The sequence below is a fragment of the Bacillus sp. FJAT-27986 genome (genome assembly GCF_001685035.1).
GTDB lineage: Bacteria > Bacillota > Bacilli > Bacillales > Pradoshiaceae > Pradoshia.
Genome location: NZ_MAYV01000003.1, coordinates 16,983 through 38,531, shown reverse-complemented (window position 1 = coordinate 38,531; position 21,549 = coordinate 16,983). Strand labels below are relative to the sequence as shown.

Sequence of the window (21,549 nt, the reverse complement as noted above, 5' to 3'; positions counted from 1 at the left end):
TGCTTTCTGAAGATTAATGAGGGCACCTATCTTAGGTTAGCTGAAATATCGAGGGTATCGGCTGGATAAAAGACTAGTTTGGCTGGATTATGACGTGAATCGGCTGCATAAAGGCTAGGATTGGCCGGATACAAAGTTAAAACGGCTGAACGAAGGCTCAGTCTAAGTATTCTCTATGGCTTTAAAATGGGAAAAAATGTTTATTAGGTTGATAGGATGGGAATAGGTCTTATGAGGTGATAGTGATGAAAAAAGACGAAAAGGCAGATACAATCGCTGAAAGTCTTGCTGAAAATGGCTCGATGGCACCGGATCTTGAAGAAATGAAAAACCTTGGAAAACAGATGGAGCACCTAAGGACAAATAAAGAATTATCCAAAGAATATAATAAGCAGCCTGATCCTGTTCAACATGAGGAAGAAGAGGCAGAAAATAAATAAATAGTAGTAGTTTTACAAAACGCTTGGTAAATGGCATCTCCCATTGTATATTCTGTTTGACAGTAGGGGAGATTACTAAGCGTTTTTTTCTTTTGATTAGATATATAGCCTAACACCAAATCGTTGGTTCGGTACATAGAGGTGAAGGGAATCTGGATACTTGGTCAATTTTTAAGATAAATTACTCTTTGCGTTCAGCTTCCATATTTAGCACTTCTCCATAATATTCAGGATAGTAATTTCCCTTTTAATAACTCTCAATGGCTTTATCTGAACCTTAATCTCATAATCTATATTACATTTGTTAATACTTACTAAACTATTCTCAGTAATAAGGATGGTTATAGATTCTATAATTCCAAATGACAAGGGGATAAGCAAAACTTTGTCTTATTTTAAGAATATTTTGGCAATAAATTGTAGTTTACGCATAGGATAGAGTAATCAAACATTAAATTCTAAAAAAGACTATTTAACATCTAGAGTATTATGATAAATGTGTTATAGGAGGGGGGAAAAACGATGTCGGATAAGAACAATAGCCATCAGTTCGCCATTTCAAAGGAAGATTGGGCCCTCCATCGAAAAGGTTTTGATGATCAGCAAAGACATCAGGAGAAAGTACAGGAAGCGATACGTAATAATCTACCTGATCTAATAACAGAGGAAAGCATTATTATGTCCAATGGAAAGAATGTTGTAAAAATCCCGATACGCTCTCTTGATGAATATAAGATTCGTTATAATTATGATAAAAACAAGCATGTTGGTCAGGGAGATGGAGATTCCCAGGTTGGAGATGTAGTAGCAAGAGATGGAAGTGGACAAAAGGCGCCAGGAAAAGGAGGAGAAGCTGGAGATCAGGCAGGAGAGGATTATGTTGAGTCTGAAGTTTCTTTATTGGAAATAGAGGAAGCCTTATTTGCAAAATTGGAATTACCGAACTTAAAAGAAAAGGAACAGGGAGATCATACCATTGAGCATTACGAATTCAATGATATTCGTAAAACAGGTTTAATGGGAAATGTGGATAAGAAGCGAACGATGATTAGTGCATTTAAAAGAAATGCACTGGGTGGCAATCCTGGATTTACACCTATTTATCAAGATGATCTTAAGTTTAAAACATGGAATTCAGTTGTGAAGCCAGAATCTAAAGCAGTCGTTTTGGCTATGATGGATACTTCTGGAAGTATGGGGCTTTGGGAAAAATATATGGCACGTAGCTTTTTCTTTTGGATGACACGTTTCTTGAGAACGAAATATGAAACAGTTGACATCGAATTTATTGCTCATCATACAGAAGCAAAGGTGGTAGACGAAGAGGATTTCTTTTCTAAAGGTGAAAGCGGTGGGACGATTTGTTCATCAGCCTATCGGAAAGCATTAGAAATAATTGAACAAAAGTATCCGATGGAACGCTATAATATTTATCCTTTTCATTTTTCGGATGGTGATAACTTAACTTCAGATAATCCTCGTTGCATAAAACTTGTGGAAGAATTGATGGAAGTATCTAATATGTTTGGGTATGGTGAAGTTAATCAATACAATCGTAATTCCACATTAATGTCCGCATATAAAAATATTAAAGATGAAAAGTTTCAACACTATATATTGAAGCAAAAGGCAGATGTCTTTCATGCTTTGCAGTCATTCTTTAAACCAGAAAGTATGATTCATTAAAGTATGTTTCTCTTTAAGGAGTAAATAATTAAATTGCTTAGTATAAAGACGCTAGGGTATTTATCCTCTAGCGTCTTCTGATTTAACTGGACTTCTTGGTATTACTATTTTTTGTTTTATTATAAATTGCTATTGTCACATAAATAAGGATCAAAATGAGTTGACCGGCCATGGTTTCAACTGTTGGATAAAAACCAATTTGATTGAACACGGGTAATTGGTGAATGACGGTCGTCGGCAATATATTGGTGAGCTGTAATGTATGAATGCTTGAACCGATGATTTTAAATGCCAATACATAGATGAAAATGGTGGCTACAAAGAAAAATTTATGCACTTGGATTCGTACACTCATTTTGAAAAATATAAAGGCAACAAGAGCCAGAATGGCTAATGCAATGATAATACCGAGGGTAAAATCAAACATCGGCATGTTGGGGGCAATACCCACGTAAAAAATAATAGTTTCCGCTCCTTCACGGAAAACAGATAAAAACGATACAGTAGCCATGGCAAACACAGATTGTTTTGAGATGGCCTGTCCCATTTGCTTCGATAAATAAGAGTTCCAGGATGCAACATTAGATTTGTTATGAAGCCATCCCCCGACCCCAATCATCATGGCAGCAGCAATTAGTCCGACATAGCCCTCCAAGATTTCGCGGCTTGTATTAACGGTCAATGAATTAAAGATGAACGATAATGCCACAGCGGCTACTGCAGATACAAGGACCCCTAAAAGAGCACCCATATAAATCCATCGAGCCATGTGCTCCTGATTCGATTTCTTCAGGAATGATACGAGTACCATAATAATAAGGAGTGCTTCCAAACCTTCACGTAATAAGATCAATGCAGAATCCAAAAAAGTATAATCGCTATCTTCCTGCAATAATTGGATTTCTGTTTTGAAATTAGATAATTGGTTAGTGATCGAATCTGTATCTATAGTATCCTTCGTTAATTCACTGACCAGAATTGGTAAATCACTTTCCAAGTTTGTATATAAGGAACTGTTGCGGGTAGAAACCTCCATTTCAATGTTCGGCCAAACAATAATGAATTCTGTCAAAGCATCACTGGCCTCGTCAAACTTTTCCATATCAATTGCCTGCAAGGCATCATCAATATGATTAATTAACGTTTGGAGTGAGTAACTTCCTTCTTCAACAGCAATATCTTCACCTGCCAAAAATTGTTCAATGGACGCTTTAAACGCTGCATATTGACTTGCTACAAGGGGTAAGTCTGGGTCTTCGCTTGCCAATGTGATGCGAATAAAAGCTAACTGTGTTTCAATTTGTCCATACATACCTACACTTTGAGCACGTACAGGCTGTTCATATTGATTCCATTTGCCATTAAGAACATTGTATGCTGGTAGAATCTTTTCATAGTCGTCCGTGGCTAATGCTTCTTCAAATTGCCTCATAAAAGGTGTATACTTCGTTTCAAACTCTTTCCGTTCTGCTTCCTCATCAACTGGATTTTCAAGTTTTTCTAATTGAGAAAGAGTTGTTGATAGCTGCATGATTGTCTTAACCCGTTCTTCTTGTGTTGAAGATTTAAGTACCGCGTTTAGTGCATCATCAACAGCTCTTTTTGCTTCCTTCTGTTCGGAAGTCACCGATGCCCAATTTTCTGCAAACTTATCTATAGCTTTTTGGGTTTGTTCGTCATTTCCTTGCTTTGCATTAATTAATGCATCACTAATTGATATGTAAAAAGAGCTGTAGGATGTTGCAGCTAAAGCTGGCAAAGCTACAAGCATACAAACTAGAAAACTACAAATTTGTAAAAAGCGCTTCACCTAAATAACTCCCTTTTTCAACACCAGGGAAGCAGGCAAAAATGGCGCTGCCTCGATGTGTAATATATTCATTTAATTTATCGTTACGGCCTAAACTATTTTGAATGTCGATAAATTGTTGCGGATGTTTTTGGAACGAGATAAACAGTAAGCCAGCATCATAAGCCCCGGTGTTTGACATAATGCCTGAAGAATAAGAAAAAGAACGGCGGAGAATCTTTTGCTTTGCTAATCGTGCAAGATGGACATGGGATGTTTCCGGAACAATGTAGTTGCCATTTGCATCTTTCTCTAATTCATTAAAATCGTCAAATTCATCTTTCTTACCGAATGCCGCTCCGCTTTCACGATAGCGGCCAAATGTTGCCTCCTGCTGATGTAAGCTGGTCCGATCCCATGTTTCCAAATGCATTTGAATGCGACGATAAACCAAATATGTTCCATTTACCAGCCAACTTTTCGATTCACCGGATTGAATCCATACAGAATCATTATATTCACTGTTTTTGGCAGGATTAACCGTACCATCTTTAAATGCAAATAAGTTGCGCGGTGTACTTCCATCGCGTGGAATGGCATTAAAACCAGATTGAGACCATTTGCTTCTGACCTTCCCGTTTGCCGCACGAACCAAATTCCGTACGGCGTGAAATGCTATTTGAGGATCATTGGCACATGCTTGTATGCAAATATCTCCGCCATTGTATGCTTCATCTAATTGATCTTTTGGGAAATGCGGCAAATCCATCAATTCTTTCGGCCTTAAATGCTGAATGTTAAGATTTTTATTATCGAATAGAGAAGGACCAACCCCAAACGTTATAGTTAAGTTAGAAGCATCGATTCCCATGGCTTCACCAGTATCAGTGGGAGGGATGTGACCGTTAGTGGAAGGTTCGACGATTTGTTCACCATTCATTAACCGAACAGTAAGAGATGTCCACAATTTAAATAATTGGCGCAATTCCTCTTTTGATTCTACTAAAACGTCCAATGCGGCAAAGTATATATGGCCTTGTAAAGGGCTTGTGATACCGGATTGATGGCGTCCATAAAATGCAATTTTGTTTTTTACAGACTGGTTATCATCCAAGGAAGGTTGCAACTCATAGCCTAAAGCATTCATCGTGGAACCCAATCCGCTTGCACCGATAACCATTCCTGTTGCTCCGATGCTAGTTAATTTCAACATCTCGCGTCTTGTCATTTTGTTAGTAGACAACGATACTCACCCTTATTCTAAAATGATCCCCATTTGGCTCAATGGTTCACCTAGTTGATTGACGGCTGTGGCTAATGCATTTGTATCTTTTTTCGTCAATTCATTGTATGATACATAGCCGCCATCAGCTGTTTCATATTTTGATAATAATTCATCGAGCTTAGCGAATTTCTCTTCTAGTGTAGTGACCAAGGCTTCATCTTTTGCTTCGATTTTATCATGTAAAATCTCGAAGATTTTTTCTGCCCCTTCAATATTTGCTTTAAAGTCATAAAGGTCTGTATGTGAGTAAATTTCTTCTTCACCTGTAATTTTTGAAGTGGATACTTCGTTCAATAAATCAACAGCACCAGTAATCATTAAATCCGGTTCTACTTCGACTGTTTGTACTAATGCATGCAATTCCTTTGTATCAGCTAATAATTGATTCGCGACTTCTTCATAACCCTTAGTTGTGTTTTCAATCCATAATGCATACTCAAGTTTATGGTAGCCAGTCCATTCTTCTTCGCCTTTGCCTTCTTCCTGGATATCAGCCAGACGGCCATCAATGCGTGGATCTAAGTCACCGAAGCTTTCCGCGATTGGCTCAGAGCGTTCAAAAAACATGCGCGCTTCAGGATATAATGCTTTCGCGGTTTCGATATCTCCATCCAGGAACGTAGTAACAAATTTTTCAGTTTCGACTAGAAAAGAATCCATTTGTTCCAAAGCGAATGTTTTATAAGTATCCGTTTCGGTTTTCAAGTCGGCAACAGTTGTTTTAGTCGATGTTGTTTGGTCTGCCGGTGTTGCAGTGGAAGCTGTTTCTTCTTCTGTACCGCATCCAGCTAATAGTAGGGAGGCTGATAAAACAGCTGCTGACATCATATTGAATTTTATAGACTTAAATTTCATAATTTGTAACCTTCTCTCTAGAAATTGTTATTGTAGAGATAATAAAATCCTTCTTAGTGTCCTACCCAGCCAATTTTTGAAGTAATGAATAATTGATATACATATTAGATTGATTAGACCGAGTTATTAATAATACTTTTTTATCTATTCAAAAATTAAATGTGATAGATAAGTAGGAGAATAAGGATGATTGTCATTATCTGCTAGTATACAAACTATATGATATTGATAATCATTATCAATTGTCAATTCAAAGTTTAAAAATAGGACTTTATACATGTCATAAAAATATTTTCGACAAACGTCATTAAAAAATATATTAGAAAATTATCGAACTGAGAATCATTATCATTGACAATGATTCTCAGTATTGCTAATATTTAAACCGCAAATGACTGATATATGGTTATTTATGTATTGAGTGATGTACATGTCATCAGGTTGATTAGGAATTTTAGGGAGTAAGATCGAAGAAGTAAAAGGAGGAAGATATCTAGTTTCAAGAAAAATTTTCTGAAAATACTTAAAATTTTGTGACTTAAGATCTATTTACACGAAAAGAGGAGTTTAAAGATGGGGAAAAAGTTATTCAAAGGATTAACAGCAGCTACAGTGGCGTTCACATTTGCTATGCCGCTTGGGACAGTTTCAGCTAAAACAGTGCAAAAGACCCAAGTTGAGGTGCCTGCTATCGGCACTGCCAACAATGGCCAATTGATAGAATCAGAGGGGAATACAGCAACGAATGTATCTTATGGTGGGAAAGCTAGTGAAGAACAAATAATCGTGAAATATAAAGATGAAAAAAGTTCTGCCAAATCCGTGGAGAAAGTTGAACAATTGGGTGGAGAAGTGGTAGAGACTACGGATGAAATGGCTCTTTATAAAGTGTCGGAAGAAAATGTTGAAACTTCGATCGAAAAGCTAGAAGAAATGGATAATGTGGAATTTGTTGAAAAAAACACAATTTATTCAATTGAGGGTACAGTTAATGATACATACTTTGGCAGTCAGTGGAACTTAGAAGCAATCAATGCTCCAAAAGCTTGGGAAGCAGTAGAGAACACAGATAGAGATGACGTAGTAGTGGCTGTCTTGGATACAGGTGTCCAAAGCTCTCATGAAGACTTGGAAGGCCGTGTGTCGGAAGAAGCTGCCACTTTCGTTGATGGATATGAAGAAACATTCGCAGGGGACGATAATGGCCATGGAACCTTTGTTTCCGGCATTTTTGCAGCAAATTCCAATAATGAGAAGGGGATTGCTGGGGCAGCAGGCAACAACAACGTTAAAATTTTACCGGTTAAAGTCATGAGTAAATCGGGTGTTGGTGATGCTTATAATATTGCGAGAGGAATCCAGTATGCAATAGAGAAAAAGGTAGACGTCATCAACTTAAGTTTTAGCGGAGAATATAGCGAATCGGTCGATAAAGCTATACAGCAAGCCCATGAAGCGGGAATTGTTGTTGTAGCTGCTTCAGGTAACGGAGGCGGAAATGCAGATGTTTCGTATCCTGCAGCATTACCGAACGTTATTTCAGTTGGTGCCATTGCCGCCAAAGACCAAGTGTATGCGGGTTCTAACTATGGTAGTACATTGGATCTTGTGGCTCCTGGTGTAAGTGTTTTGAGTACATCGATTTCAGGGGATTTAGGCGATGAAAATGGTTATTACAAAACAGGTACCGGTACTTCTTATGCAGCGCCGCATGTAGCAGCAGTAGCGGCACTATATAAATTGGAAAATCCAGAAGCCACTGCAACGGCAGTAGAAGAAGCTTTAACAACGACAGCCGTTGATATGAATGTGGAAGGATTTGATGAAAAAACAGGCTATGGAAAAGTCGATGCACTAGCTGCTTTATCTGATGATGTAACGATCTCTCCCTTATCCTTTACCTTGCCAAAAGCGAATGCAATTGTTATTGGTAAAACAGCTATTCAAGCAGAATTAAATAATGTAACAGACGTTGTAAGTACAAGGTTTTATATCGATACAACGGATGAAACTAACTTGATCGGCACTGTCTCCGATACAGACTCAACTACTGTTTCTGTAGAATGGGATACAACGCAGGTTGCCGATGGTGAACATAAAATCATAGCTGTTACATATGATGAGAATGGAAATAAGATTACTCAAGCTGAGCGTTCTGTAAAGGTTCTTAACGAAGCGCAATCCGGTTATATGTTCAGTGTGAAAACACCGAATGATACTGTCGCGAAAGGCGCGGCCGTTCAGTTGTACGAAAAAGTGAAAGCGAAGGATGGCGAGTATTCTTATTCATCACTTTGGTCCGGTGCAACAGACTCTGAGGGAGTTGTTCGTGTACCTAGTCATGTCGGTACAGATTTAAAAAAACTTACAGTTGTCGTTCAAGGAAAATTTGATTCCGAAGAGGGTAATGCATGGTTCATGTATTCACGTGAAGTAAACAGCAGCGGCACAGTGGAATTGTCCAGTGATAAAACGCAAGCGGTATCATTGAGAACACTTGGTGTAAATGGTGAAAACGTTGAAGAGGCACAATACTTCATTAAGATGAAAGATGAAGAAGGATTGGATATTACTGCCGATACAGCAATCAATGAAGAAAATGCAACAAAGTCCCCTGTTGTGTATTTGGATAAAGGTGCATACAGTCTTTACTCTTATTATAAACAAGATGGAGACACGTACTTTTTAACAAACTCTGATGCTTCGATTACGAGTAAAACATCGTCATTGGTCTTTGATAGTCGTGAAACCGGTGAAATCGCTATCGATAATTCAGACGGAAAGCTTGTAAATGCAGTACTTTACTTGGATAACGAAGATGTGTCTGAAATTTTTGGTACATCTGAAGTATTAACAGGCCAAAAATTTTTCGTAACAGCTGGTGAATATGATTATATTGTCGATGCAGAGGTCAAAGATCCTGATGGCGGTGAAAATTGGATTTATGTTTTAACGAATGATGACCAAACCGCTGTGGTTGAAAAAGGCGGAAAAACATCCATTAAAGCTGGTGGATCGCTTGAAATCAGTGAATTCCTACCGGATCAAGAGTCATTAAAACGGTATTATGCACAACGCGGATTGACATATATTGAGCGTACAAGTCCATATACGGCTTATAAGTTAGATGGTGCGATTTATACTAAGCAAGTATTCTCTGATGAATACGGAAATATGTTAGTCGGGATGTACCGTGGTTCGGTAGACCCAACAAACGCATTGTACAAGAAGAATGTTGAAACTGGCGAAACGGTCATTATGGATGAGGAAAATACCGTAGCTGCTATAAACTTTGGTGACCTTTATCCAGTTTATCAAGTAAAGAGGGTTTCGGATGGCGAAATCATGTTAAATAGTTATACGAAAAACCCTACAAACCCAGCTAATCGTAGTTATTATTTTTATTCCTTCTGGGTACCGAATAGTTCAAAAGTGACAAACGGTGAGTATGAGCTTTCATTAACATTGGATTCAAGCCCGCTTGCACCGAATGGTTTGAATAAGGCAATGACCATCGACATGCAAGATTCAGGTGTCAATGTAACATTAAAAGATGATCAAGATCAAAATAAAGCAACATACGTGACAATCAATCGAGTGGAAAAAGACGAACATGGCGAATATCAGTGGGTACAGGCATTTGGACGGAATTCAGATTCTACAACGAAGGTATTATCCGTTCCTTCAAATCTTGAATTGAGTCAAGAGGAAAATGGAAACGTTGCAATCATCCGGTACACAACATCGACTGGTGAGTTTGCGTATTTGTTCCGTCAATTTACTGATCTTGAGGAACTTTCTGTTCCGATAACCATCCCTGACAATATGCAAAAAGTCTCCATCTCTGCAATGGATGGCAGTGAAAAACTGGATAATGTTTCTTCGAAGCTTTGGATGATTAAAAAGCCTGTTGAAGTAGATGGCGTAACCGTATATCCCACAGCAAACAACTTGCAAAGTTACAAAAAAGAAGCGGTTTACTTAGAGCCAGGTTCATTTGTCATCGAAGGCAGCTATGTTACCCTGCCAAATGCGGATGGTGAAAAATCAAACTATTATTTCTTAGAAAACGATGTAGAAATCAAAGCTGACGATGAAAATCAAGTTATCTTCAATACGGAAGAATTAGCGGAAATTAAAATCGATGCAAATACTGAAGACTTCAAAGATGTTCGTGGAGCTATATTGTATCCATACAATCAATATAGCTCGGCATTTACAAAAACATTGCGAGTTGGCCATAAATTCTATGTGCCAGCTGATATGGAAATGGACTTGCAGGTACAGCTTGGTTATGGAGATCCAGAATCAACTGATTATATCTGGAATTACTTCTTATATAAAGGTACACAAACATTCAGCGCTGATGAAAAGGTAAACTGGAAGGTAGGCGGCCAATTCAAGGCTTCCATTGCTTTAAAGGATAACAAACTGAAGCAAGGTGAACCTTTATCTGCCGATACATCCATTCAAGATGAATATGGAAATACCATTAGTTCGGTAATTGTGAATAAGACGTCTGATTATAGCATCGCGGAAAATCAGGAGATTGTTTATGAACGTTTGGCGAATGGGCAAATCGTCGAAAAAGTGGGGACAACAGACAGTGGGAAATACCAGATAACTCATAGTGGTGTAACTGAAGCCAGTTCGGAAAGTGTAAAACCATTACTGCGTATATATAATAAAAAAGGTGAAATAGTAGTGGAACAATCCAATCTGGATTTCTATCAATCTGTTGAAGACTTACCATTATCATTGAATACAGGCAGATATCGAGCTGAATTAGCGATGGCAGCAAGCCCCATGGGACCAATAACATCAAGTGAGAAGGAGGGATTATTTAAGGTTACAAAGAAAAAATATCCTCCAACCACTAAACCAAACGGGAACTGGTCAAGTGAAGATTTAACAGCCACTATGACTAAGAAGAAAAATGGTTTCTCGTTTACTTTTACAGAAGAGCAGTTGAATACAATCAAGGCATCGGATGTGGGAAAGGTAACATTAGTCACAAATACCGGTGTAAAGATTCAGGTTGATACAAGTGAGTTTAAAGAAAAATATGCAAATACTTTAACAATGAGTCTTTCATTGAAAAAAAACCGACTGATCTTTGGAGCTTCTACAAATGGTAAGAGCATTCACTTCTCGAACTATGTATTCATTAGTCTGCCTAAAGAAGAGCTTTCCGCTCCTCTTGAGAAAATAGTCATTTTACGTGAAGGACGAAAAGGAATTGAAGTGGTTCCTCACATTGTGACCGATGAAGGCATCGTGCTAAAAGTAAAACAGGGTGGACAATTCAAAATAAGCACAAACAAAAAACCTTTTCATAATAAACGTTCATAAAGAGTATATTGAAGGAAGCGATTGATCTTAGGTCAGTTTTAACATTTTTGTTTGAAACAAAAGGCTGAATTTCATGTAAAGAGAAGTTTCTTTAAAAAAGAGATGGAGAGTATAGGTTTGATATAATAAAAAAGACTGACGTTATGGCAGATGAAAATCGTGCCTTGCGTCAGTCTTTTTTATAAGTTAATTATTTTATTTCCATCATTGCAACAAGTTTCTTGGATAGTGCTAAAAGAATTAGACCGAAGAAAATTGCTACACCGCCGATAAGGGCGAATACTTCAAAATATCCAAGTGATTGTGTTACAGCAGCTAATTGTCCAGCAATAATGTTAGCGACACCAGAAGAAGCTAACCATACACCCATTAGCAAGGACGCTAATTTAACTGGAGCAATTCTACTTACAAGGGAAAGTCCTACTGGAGATAAGAACAATTCACCCATTGTATGAAGGAAGTATGTTACCACGATGAACATGATACTTGCTTTTTGTTGAATGCTTGCAGCATCATTACCTGTTTTGAAAATTGCAAATAACAATACGATATAACCTAAACCTAGCGTAATCATACCCATTGCCATTTTAGTTGGAACTGGGATGTCACCACGTTTGGAACTTGCAAGTTTAACCCATAATGCAGATACAATTGGTGCCAAGAGTACGATGAATAATGGGTTAAGTGATTGGAACCAGGATACTGGCACTGTCCAACCGAATACTTCACGATCTACAAAGTCTTTTGTATATAGAGTTAACGAACTTCCAGCTTGTTCAAAACCAGCCCAGAAGAAAACAACAAAGCAAGTAATGATAATGATTACCCATGTACGTTGCTTCTCACTGCGTGTTAATGGAGCATTGGATTTTTCTTTAGATTCTTTTGTTGCAGAAACTGCTGGGCGTTTACCAGCATCACCTAAATATTTGTTAGCCAATAAGTTAAATAGTAATTGACCAATGATCATACCAATTGCTGAAATTAAGAAACCATATTTGTAGCCATAGGTCATAACACCGTCAATTGTCTTAGTAAATAAGTCTTCCGAAACAAAACCGATGACTAATGGAGCAAAGAAAGCACCAACATTTATACCCATATAGAAAATTGTATAACCTGCGTCACGGCGAGATTCATTGCCTTCATATAATTGGCCAAGCAATGTGGAAATATTTGGTTTGAAGAAACCATTACCAGCGATTAATAGAGCTAAGCCAATGTATAAGAATGTTTGGCTTTGATGGGCGAACAACGCGATATTACCTAAAGCCATCAAGACCCCACCAATCGTGATGGACAGACGGTGACCTAAATAGCGGTCTGCTAACCATCCACCGACAAGCGGCGTGAAGTAAACAGCACCAGTGTAGAATCCATAGATACTGAGAGCTGTTTTATTATCAATCCCTAATCCGCCACTAACTAATTCAGTAGTTAAATAGAGGATTAAAATGGCACGCATGCCGTAATAACTAAATCTTTCCCACATTTCTGTTAGGAATAAAAGATATAATCCAGGAGGATGCTTTTTCTTGCCAAGCTCCTGAGCTTGAGTGTTAACTGACATCTTTATTTCCTCTCCTTATTTCATTTCGCATAAACATTATTTTAAAAAAATTTTAACTAAATAACAATAGTTTTTTTAACGCTTTAGCGAAGTAAAAAGATTCATAAATATTCAATAATTATTAATTTTTAAATAATGTTTTTACACATAGTAAGCTGAAGATATGAATATGAGAATAACTTTTTTGTATATAAATACATTGGTTTGTAAATCTATATTAACATAAATAACTATATTAAAAAAGTGTTTAATCGGATTCAGGAAAATAAAACTATTGGAAATAAATTTACAAATAAAGTATTATTAGGGAAATGGATGTGTGATATAAATAATTTGGTGTAATAGGATTACGTTTTCCTATAAAAGGGGAAATATCTAGATAAAATATAATATGGTATTTCAAAGGGGATTGGTGGAGTGTTTAAAACAGAAAACAAATTACATATTTCATCTGAAATAGGCCAACTTAAAAAAGTACTATTACATAGGCCGGGTAAAGAAATTGAGCATGTAATTCCTTCAAATATGGAGAGATTGCTATTTGATGATATTCCCTTCCTTCCCAGGATGCAATTGGAGCATGATCAATTTGCAACTGAGCTGGAAAAACGAAATGTTGAGGTCATCTATTTGGAAAGTTTGGTTAAAGAGTCATTTACTTCTCCAGAAATCAAGTTGCAGTTAATAGATACTTTTTTACGCGAAAGTAAACATCATCTTGTTGGAAGCTATGAAATGGTTAAAGAATACCTTGAATCCTTAACAGATACAGAGTTAGTCAGAAAATTAATGGAGGGTGTATTAAAAAAAGAACTGGATGATCGTAAAAAAGTTCATCTGGATGATTTTCTATCAACCTATTATCCTTTTTATATTGATCCCCTTCCAAATCTGTACTTTACAAGAGACCCTGCAGCAATCATAGGGGATGGAATGACCATTCATAAAATGTCTACAGCGGCCAGGAAAAGGGAATCTCTATTTTGGGAATTTATTATGAAACATCATCCTGATTATCAAAAACAGGATTATAAACACTGGTCCGATCGTTCCGAGCCTTTTGCAATTGAAGGAGGGGACATTCTAGTATTAAGTGATGAGGTTGTGGCCATTGGTGTAAGTGAGCGCACATCAGCACGGGCAATTGAAAGGATGGCCTTTAATCTGCTTAGTAGTTCTATGACCTATAAAAAAGTACTGGCTGTTGAGATTCCAAAAAAGCGTGCATTTATGCATTTAGATACAGTGTTTACTATGGTTGATTATGATAAGTTCACTATTCATCCGGAAATTGAAGGGACAAATGGGCAGATGAATATCTTCATTTTGGAGCTGGTAAATGAGTCTGGTATCCAAATATCAAGAAGATATAATTTAGTAGATACCTTGAAGGAAGTATTGAACTTATCGGAACTGGCCTTAATTCCATGTGGTGGGGGAGATGATATCGTTTCACCGAGAGAACAATGGAATGATGGATCCAATACACTGGCAATAGCGCCGGGAGTTGTAATTACGTATGATCGCAATCAAGTAACAAATAAGCTACTTCAAGATTTTGGAGTGGAAGTTATCGAAATCCCAAGTTCAGAGCTGTCACGTGGCAGGGGAGGTCCTCGTTGTATGAGTATGCCCCTTTTACGAACCTAACAAAAAAACAGATGTAACGGTTAAAACCGTTACATCTGTTTTTTATTATCCAGTTTCTTAGTTGAGGCTTTCTTCGGCTGTCAGATTCATAGCATCTTTAATCGCCTTATAAGTGTATCCAAGATCTGTGGCTACCGCTTCATAGGTAACATAACCGTTAAGCGTGTTAACCCCCTTAGCTAAGCCAGCATTATCCGTAATAGCTTGGATTGCTCCTTTATTTGCAATCTCAAGGGCATATGGAATAGTTACATTTGTTAAAGCTATCGTAGAGGTTCTTGGTACTGCACCTGGTATATTGGCTACGGCATAATGAATCACGCCATGTTTTGTATATGTTGGACAATCATGTGTGGTAATATGGTCGACTGTTTCAAAAATGCCGCCTTGATCGATTGCCACGTCTATAATCACTGAACCAGGAGTCATAGCTTGTACCATTGAATCTGTCACAAGCTTTGGCGCCTTAGCACCTGGTATAAGAACAGCACCAATTACCAAATCAGATTCAGCAACAGCATCAGCAATATTAAATGGATTAGAGATAATGGTAGTCACTTGGTTGCCGAAAATATCATCAAGCTCCCTTAAACGATCAGGGCTTAAATCGATAATGGTAACTTCTGCTCCTAAGCCGATGGCAATTTTGGCAGCATTCGTACCAACTACACCACCGCCAATAATGGTTACTTTTCCTCTTTTAACCCCTGGAACACCGCCTAATAAGATTCCTTTGCCGCCCTCTGGCTTTTCTAAATATTGCGCACCGAGCTGAACAGCCATCCTGCCGGCTACCTCACTCATTGGAGTTAATAAAGGCAATGATTTTCCAGATGAAACTGTTTCATAAGCGATGGAAAAAACCTCAGAATCAACTAATGCTTTTGTTAATTCTGGACAAGCAGCTAAGTGAAGGTAAGTGAATAAAATCAAACCAGGACGAAAATAAGTGTATTCCTCAGGTAGTGGTTCTTTAACTTTCATAATCATGTCTGCTTTTGTCCAAACCTCTGCTGCTGTTGGGTATATTATAGCTCCTGCAGACTCATAATCTGAATCTGTAAAGCCACTGCCCATTCCAGCTGAGGATTCAATCATGACTTTATGTCCGGCAGATACCAAAGTCAAAACGCCTGCTGGAGTTATGGCAACACGATTTTCGTTGTTTTTAATTTCTTTTGGGATTCCTATCAGCATGTTTTATCCTCCAGTCTTATCTAATGTACAATTATTATAATCCGTATTTTATCTGAATAGTATGTTAAAAACAGAAAATTTAAAAATAACGTTTTGTGATAATTCACAAAACGTTCAAAAAATTTTTGGTTATGAACTTATATATATGATTAATATTTAGCTAATTTCATTTCGATTAAGAGATGAGAGGTTATTTTATGATCCTTTAAATCATATTGGCTGATTTCTGTTATTCTTTTTAAACGGTAAGAAAGAGTATTAGGGTGTATATGCAGAGTGTTGGCAGTAAAAGCAGGATTAGAATTATTTGTTAAATAGATTTCTAACGTTTCATATAGCTGTGTTTGATGTTGTTCATCATATTTTTTTAGGATATTCAGACCGGTAGGGAGTTGTTTTGGTTGGCTGCTTCGTTTTTCACTGATTATATGGAGGTATTGATAAAGACCAAGTTCATCGTACCATTGAACATTAGTTAATTCAGCTGTATATCTTTTTTTTAAACTAATAACCTCAAGAGCTTCTAAATAGCTCTTACTGGTATCAATATAGTCAGAATATACATTTCCGCAGCCTTCCGAACAAATGGTAACGTTAAAACGTTCCTTCATATCAGCCTTAAAGGATCGAATAAAGAATGATATCAAATCCTTAGATTGATTCTTACTGGTATTCAGTAAAAGAATAAGTTTATTTTGATCTATCGTATGAAAGATAATAGATACTTTTTGTGTTGTACTGATTAAATAGACGATTTGTTTATCCAAGTCAATATCAATAGAGGATGTGAACTCAAATACAAGAATCGTATAATGTTTCGATAATGTAAATGGGAATTTAACCGAATCTGCGAGTATTTCCTTTTCAGTAGGATAATGTCCGGTTAAAAGTTTCCAAAAGAATTCCTGATAGTTGTCTTCCTGACTTTTTAAGCGCGACTGAAGAAGTAAGAGCTGATTTTTTGCTTCCTTTGCTGCAAATGCCAGTATGGATAGTTTTTCATCCGTGATGGCAGTATCCGATTCAAGAGCCCAAATAAACCCCAGAATCTCATCATTTTTACGTATTGAAACAGCAATTCTTTTACCAAGTCCCACATCATCAAGGGGGTCAACAATAATAGGCTTATCATTTTGAAGTAGGAAGGGAATTATTCCTTTTTTCCACAGAGCATTAATTACTTTTTCAGGTACACGTCTGCCCATAATGGTTAGAATACGGGCTTGATCGGTAACATTGGTATGAGCACTATATGCCAGCAATTGATGATTGGCATCCTCGATGGTGATTGGATAGTTGATTAAAGAACTGATTCGATCAGCAAATTCATGCAGGCTACCATATAATCCTTTAAAAAAATCCTTGGAATAGTACTGATTCTCCATTGAAAGACTCCTTACCGAAAATGGTTGTTGCTTCCATTATACAAGAAATATCCATATGATATGATGATTCAATACAAAACAAAAAAGAGATTGGAGGGGATTACGAACGTAATACTCTCCAATCTCTTTCTATATTAATAAATTTCTATTTAAAAAAAGAAATTTAAACTAAGATAAATCAAACCAGCTAATGCTGCCGAAATAGGCATCGTAATAACCCAGGTTATGACCATTTTCTTGGCTGTACTCCATTTAACACCTTTTACACGGTGGGAAGCACCTACACCCATAATAGATGATGAAATAACATGAGTGGTACTTACAGGAAGATGAATAAAGGTAGCTCCAAAGATAATAGCTGCAGAGGTTATGTCAGCTGCTACACCGTTAACAGGACGAATCTTCATAATGTTTCCGCCGACTGTTTTAATAATTCTCCAACCGCCTATAGACGTTCCAAGCCCCATTGCGGCAGCACAGGATATCTGTACCCATAAAGGAATGTCAGTAGATGACGTAAAGCCATTTGCGATTAAAGCAAGGGTGATAATCCCCATTGCCTTTTGGGCATCATTTGTTCCGTGAGAGTATGCCTGCAAAGCAGCAGTACCAATTTGAATGAAACGGAAATTCTTATTGGTCTTTGTTAAATTATTATTTTTAAAAATTACTTTAAAGATACTGTAAACAATATAACCAGCAACAAAGGCAATAACTGGCGAGAATAATAAAGCATAGATAATTTTTAGGAATCCGTCGAAGTGTATCGCACCAAATCCAGCTGCTGCAATTGCAGCCCCGGCAATAGAACCGATAATGGCATGTGATGAACTACTCGGAATACCGTAATACCAAGTGATTAAATTCCAGGCAATCGCTGAGATTAAAGCTGCCATAATAACAATTGAACCATTTTCCAGTGTAAATGGGTCAACAATATCCTTCGTGATTGTTTTTGCCACACCAGTAAAAGTCATGGCTCCAACAAAGTTCATAATGGCTGCCATTAAAATGGCATGCCTAGGTTTTAATGCTTTTGTTGACACAGCTGTTGCGATTGCATTGGCTGTGTCATGAAACCCATTGATGAAATCAAAGGATAGGGCCAATATTACAATCAATACTGTAATTAAAAGTAATGTATCCATAATTGTTTAAGAACCTTTCATCAAGCGTTTTTCATAACGATTGTTTCTAATGTATTCGCCACAGACTGACAATAATCCGCAATTTCTTCTAGGTTCTCGTAGATTTCTTTATATTGAATAATACGGATTGGATCTTTTTCCACAAGGAAAAGATGTTTAACAGATTGACGATGCAGAGTATCACAATCAGATTCATGTTCTTTTATTTTAATTGCAATAGGACGAATGTCATTTAATTTTTTAGTCATTAGTAATTCTACAGCGCGGTCAATTTCATGAGCGGCATTGCGAATTTCATCGACAAATTTCAACATATATTCATTTGCATTGACAATAGAGTACATTTCAAAGAGCGCAGAACAATGCTCAAGACCATCGAGAACATCATCCATTGTCATGGCAAGCATCAATATATCTTCACGCTCAATCGGTGTGATAAAAGCATTATTAAGCTCTTTGATCACTTCATGTACATAATCATCTCCAGTTGTTTCATATTGCTTCATTGTGTCGGAGAAGATTTTTAAATCGCTGATATTTTTTAATTTATAATCTGCGAAGTAATCAGAGCTTTCTTTTAAATTCGACGAAATATTTAAAAGCATAACCGCAAATTTATCTTTCTTTGATTTGAATACCATAGTGACCTCCACTTTCGGAAAATAATAATAATAATTAAGATTAACAATGCAAAATTAATTCTAAACCTTTTATTTAGACATGAAAAGAAAAAACCTTTCTTTAGAGGTAATATTTACATAAAAGCGTATACAACTTATTTAATATTTACGTTATATTTACAAAGCTGTAATATTTAGAAATAGAATTTACAAAATAATAACAAGCAGAATGATTTCAGTTCTGAATTACTTTCCGATTTAACTAACTCATTGTAGGGGGAAAAGGCTGGTATTATTGACAATTCAGTTGGAATAAAAGATAAGTTATATCACCTTGGACTTTAAGGAGATATGAGTGTATAGTACCCAAATTAGGGACATTTAAGTTATTCAGATATGTAGTCTGTAAGCGTGGTCTGCGAAACAAGATATACATTGTAAGATTTAATTAAAAAAGAAAGCCCCCAATTCTTTAGGAATTGGAGGCTTTTAGCTTACTCTTCGCTCTTCGTTGATGTAGTTTCACCATCAGCAGCGTTAATATTATAGTTGTATTTTGATGGGTCTACAGGTTTGAAACCTTCTGGAGTATAGAATCTGAGTAAATCTCCGTAAATAATTTTATCGGACATAGCGAGCATGGTTGAGGCATATTCGCCCATTTGAGCATACTCTTCAGTTTCTTCAATAAGTGTTCCAGTGGAATCATAGTACTTGCCATCAATATATTTTACATTCGGACTCATAAAGTTACCATTTCTAAAAGGTACTATTTCAGTATGGTCTTCTGATAGTAAATCAGTTCCAAGTTGAATGTAATTCTTTGAATCAACACCTAGTAAGTGTAAAAGTGTAGGAAGTAAATCGATCTGCCCACCATACTGATGTTGGACGCCGCCTTCCATACCAGGAACTCGAATAATTAATGGTACTTCTTGAAGTTCGGCTGAGTCATACTTAGTAATTTCCTCTTTATTGAGTACTTGTGCCATCGCTTCATTATGGTTATCAGATATACCATAGTGATCGCCATAAAATACAAGGACAGAACGATCATAAAGACCTGTTTCTTTTAAATAATTCACGAATTCTTCCACTGATTCATCCAAATAACGAGCCGTTTGGAAATAACGGTCTACAGATCCATCACCTGTAGTTGCTGCTTCAATAGTAGCATCCTCTTCAGAAATTGGATAAGGGAAGTGGTGAGATACTGTTATGAACTTTGTATAGAACGGTTCTGGTAAGGATTCAAGTAAAGGCTTAGACTGCTCGAAGAACGGTTTGTCTTTTAAGCCATAGTTTAATACATCTTCATCCTTCATGTCATAATAGCTGGCGTCAAAGAAGTTTTGAACACCCCAATGTTTATAAACTTCATCACGGTTCCAGAATGATTTATAGTTACCGTGGAATACAGCAGAGGAATACCCTTTTTCTTGTTCAAGGATAGAAGCAGCTGACTGATACGTATTATTACCATTTGTAGTCATTGCCGAACCTTGAGATAGGCCAAACAAGGAGTTTTCTAGCAGCATCTCTGAGTCAGATGTTTTTCCTTGCCCTGTTTGGTGATAAAAATTATCAAAGTAAAGTGTATTCTTATCTTTTGTAAGCGAGTTGATAAAAGGTGTTACTTCTTCTCCATGCAGCTTGTAATCAATCAGGAAGTTTTGGAAGGATTCTAAATGAATATAAATCACATTCATTCCTTCAGCCGCTCCAAAGTACTTTTTATTTGGTTCTGCATAGTTTGCCTGTACAAAGTTTTGAACCTCTGTTAGGTCACTGGAATCAGCTGACGCTTTTTGGGCATTCACCTTCATCGTTTTTAATCCATCATAAATTGTGTAATTGTAGGTTCCCAGATATTTGACCAAGTAGTTACGGTCGAATGTTCTAGTTAATAACTGAGGACGGTCAATCTCGGCTAATACAACATTTAATACAAGCATTCCTACACCAAATGCGAAAACTGCCCCTGTTTTACGGAATTTCAAGCGGCCTTCACTTGGTTGGAATTTCTTATAAACGATGAATAAAATAAGAATGATTGTATCAAGGAAATACAGTGGATCATAAATGCGTAAAAGCTCCATTACACTTCCGAGCAATCCACCGCCATCGCCCACATTGAGATTTTCTGTCTGCTTTAATGTTTGCCATGTAATAAAGTCGTTAAAGAATCGATAATAAACGATATTGGCATACTGTACAAAGGATAGAATAATGTTTATAAAAACTAACCATTTAAATGCACGTTTGCCCTTTGCTAATAAAGCAAGACTGAAGAAAATAACGGCTGAACTGATTGGATTAATGAAAAGTAAAAATTCTTGCATCGTATTCGTGATACCAAGATCAAATTCTACTATATAACTTGTATAGATTTTAATCCAAAAGAGAACAACAGCGACTATAAGGAAACCAACAGGTCCACTTAAGCTCTTCTTCGCTTTGCTCGTAAATGCACTCATTGTTTCACCTCAATATTTAATTTTAGATTTATTAGTAGTTTCAAATTTTTATGCTTATTTTTTGTCTGACTCCAAAAGGGATAACAATATTGAAT

General features: G+C 36.9%; 13 protein-coding genes. 4 read left to right on the top strand and 9 right to left on the bottom strand.

All coding sequences use genetic code 11. The features are described 5' to 3' along the window. The first annotated feature begins 245 nt into the window (after positions 1 to 245). Complete coding sequence (locus A8L44_RS05295; protein WP_066102759.1) at positions 246 to 440, top strand: hypothetical protein; 195 nt, start codon at positions 246 to 248, stop codon at positions 438 to 440. 522 nt (positions 441 to 962) lie between these two features. Next, positions 963 to 2,126: a sporulation protein YhbH gene (gene yhbH, locus A8L44_RS05290; RefSeq protein WP_066102758.1), complete on the top strand. Its 1,164-nt coding sequence runs from the start codon at positions 963 to 965 to the stop codon at positions 2,124 to 2,126. A gap of 82 nt (positions 2,127 to 2,208) precedes the next feature. Here the strand turns inward: yhbH and A8L44_RS05285 are convergent, their stop codons facing one another. The 3 genes from A8L44_RS05285 to efeO are packed head-to-tail and all read right to left on the bottom strand — an operon-like array spanning position 2,209 to position 6,055. Continuing rightward, positions 2,209 to 3,936 carry an FTR1 family iron permease gene (locus tag A8L44_RS05285; RefSeq protein ID WP_066102757.1) on the bottom strand — a complete coding sequence of 576 codons (1,728 nt, stop codon included), beginning with the start codon at positions 3,934 to 3,936 and terminating at the stop codon, positions 2,209 to 2,211. After that, positions 3,911 to 5,143, bottom strand: a complete 1,233-nt coding sequence (gene efeB, locus A8L44_RS05280) for an iron uptake transporter deferrochelatase/peroxidase subunit (RefSeq protein WP_066102869.1) — start codon at positions 5,141 to 5,143, stop codon at positions 3,911 to 3,913. Before efeB ends, A8L44_RS05285 begins: the two co-directional genes overlap by 26 nt. Positions 5,144 to 5,170: 27 nt before the next feature. After that, complete coding sequence (efeO, locus tag A8L44_RS05275) at positions 5,171 to 6,055, bottom strand: iron uptake system protein EfeO (protein ID WP_175354246.1); 885 nt, start codon at positions 6,053 to 6,055, stop codon at positions 5,171 to 5,173. A gap of 573 nt (positions 6,056 to 6,628) precedes the next feature. Here efeO and A8L44_RS05270 point away from each other — a divergent pair. Further along, positions 6,629 to 11,407: a S8 family peptidase gene (locus tag A8L44_RS05270; protein ID WP_066102755.1), complete on the top strand. Its 4,779-nt coding sequence runs from the start codon at positions 6,629 to 6,631 to the stop codon at positions 11,405 to 11,407. Positions 11,408 to 11,597: 190 nt separating this feature from the next. Here A8L44_RS05270 and A8L44_RS05265 read toward each other — a convergent pair whose 3' ends face one another. After that, entirely contained in the window at positions 11,598 to 12,977 is a 1,380-nt protein-coding gene (locus A8L44_RS05265) for a peptide MFS transporter (protein ID WP_077247996.1), read from the bottom strand. 417 nt (positions 12,978 to 13,394) lie between these two features. Between A8L44_RS05265 and arcA the strand changes: the two genes are divergently transcribed. Further along, entirely contained in the window at positions 13,395 to 14,627 is a 1,233-nt protein-coding gene (gene arcA / locus A8L44_RS05260; protein WP_066102748.1) for an arginine deiminase, read from the top strand. Positions 14,628 to 14,684: 57 nt separating this feature from the next. Here arcA and ald read toward each other — a convergent pair whose 3' ends face one another. The 5 genes from ald to A8L44_RS05235 form a co-directional block, all read right to left on the bottom strand. Continuing rightward, positions 14,685 to 15,824 carry an alanine dehydrogenase gene (ald, locus tag A8L44_RS05255; RefSeq protein ID WP_066102745.1) on the bottom strand — a complete coding sequence of 380 codons (1,140 nt, stop codon included), beginning with the start codon at positions 15,822 to 15,824 and terminating at the stop codon, positions 14,685 to 14,687. Positions 15,825 to 15,973: 149 nt separating this feature from the next. After that, positions 15,974 to 17,209 (bottom strand): PucR family transcriptional regulator, encoded by a 1,236-nt coding sequence (locus A8L44_RS05250; protein WP_066102742.1) that lies wholly within the window; start codon positions 17,207 to 17,209, stop codon positions 15,974 to 15,976. Between the two features lie 149 nt (positions 17,210 to 17,358). Then, positions 17,359 to 18,357: an inorganic phosphate transporter gene (locus A8L44_RS05245; protein ID WP_066102739.1), complete on the bottom strand. Its 999-nt coding sequence runs from the start codon at positions 18,355 to 18,357 to the stop codon at positions 17,359 to 17,361. A 20-nt stretch (positions 18,358 to 18,377) separates the two neighbouring features. After that, on the bottom strand, positions 18,378 to 18,998 hold the full coding sequence (locus A8L44_RS05240) for a DUF47 domain-containing protein (RefSeq protein WP_066102736.1): 621 nt from the start codon (positions 18,996 to 18,998) through the stop codon (positions 18,378 to 18,380). 473 nt (positions 18,999 to 19,471) lie between these two features. Beyond that, positions 19,472 to 21,454 carry an LTA synthase family protein gene (locus A8L44_RS05235; protein WP_066102731.1) on the bottom strand — a complete coding sequence of 661 codons (1,983 nt, stop codon included), beginning with the start codon at positions 21,452 to 21,454 and terminating at the stop codon, positions 19,472 to 19,474. Positions 21,455 to 21,549 lie beyond the last annotated feature (95 nt).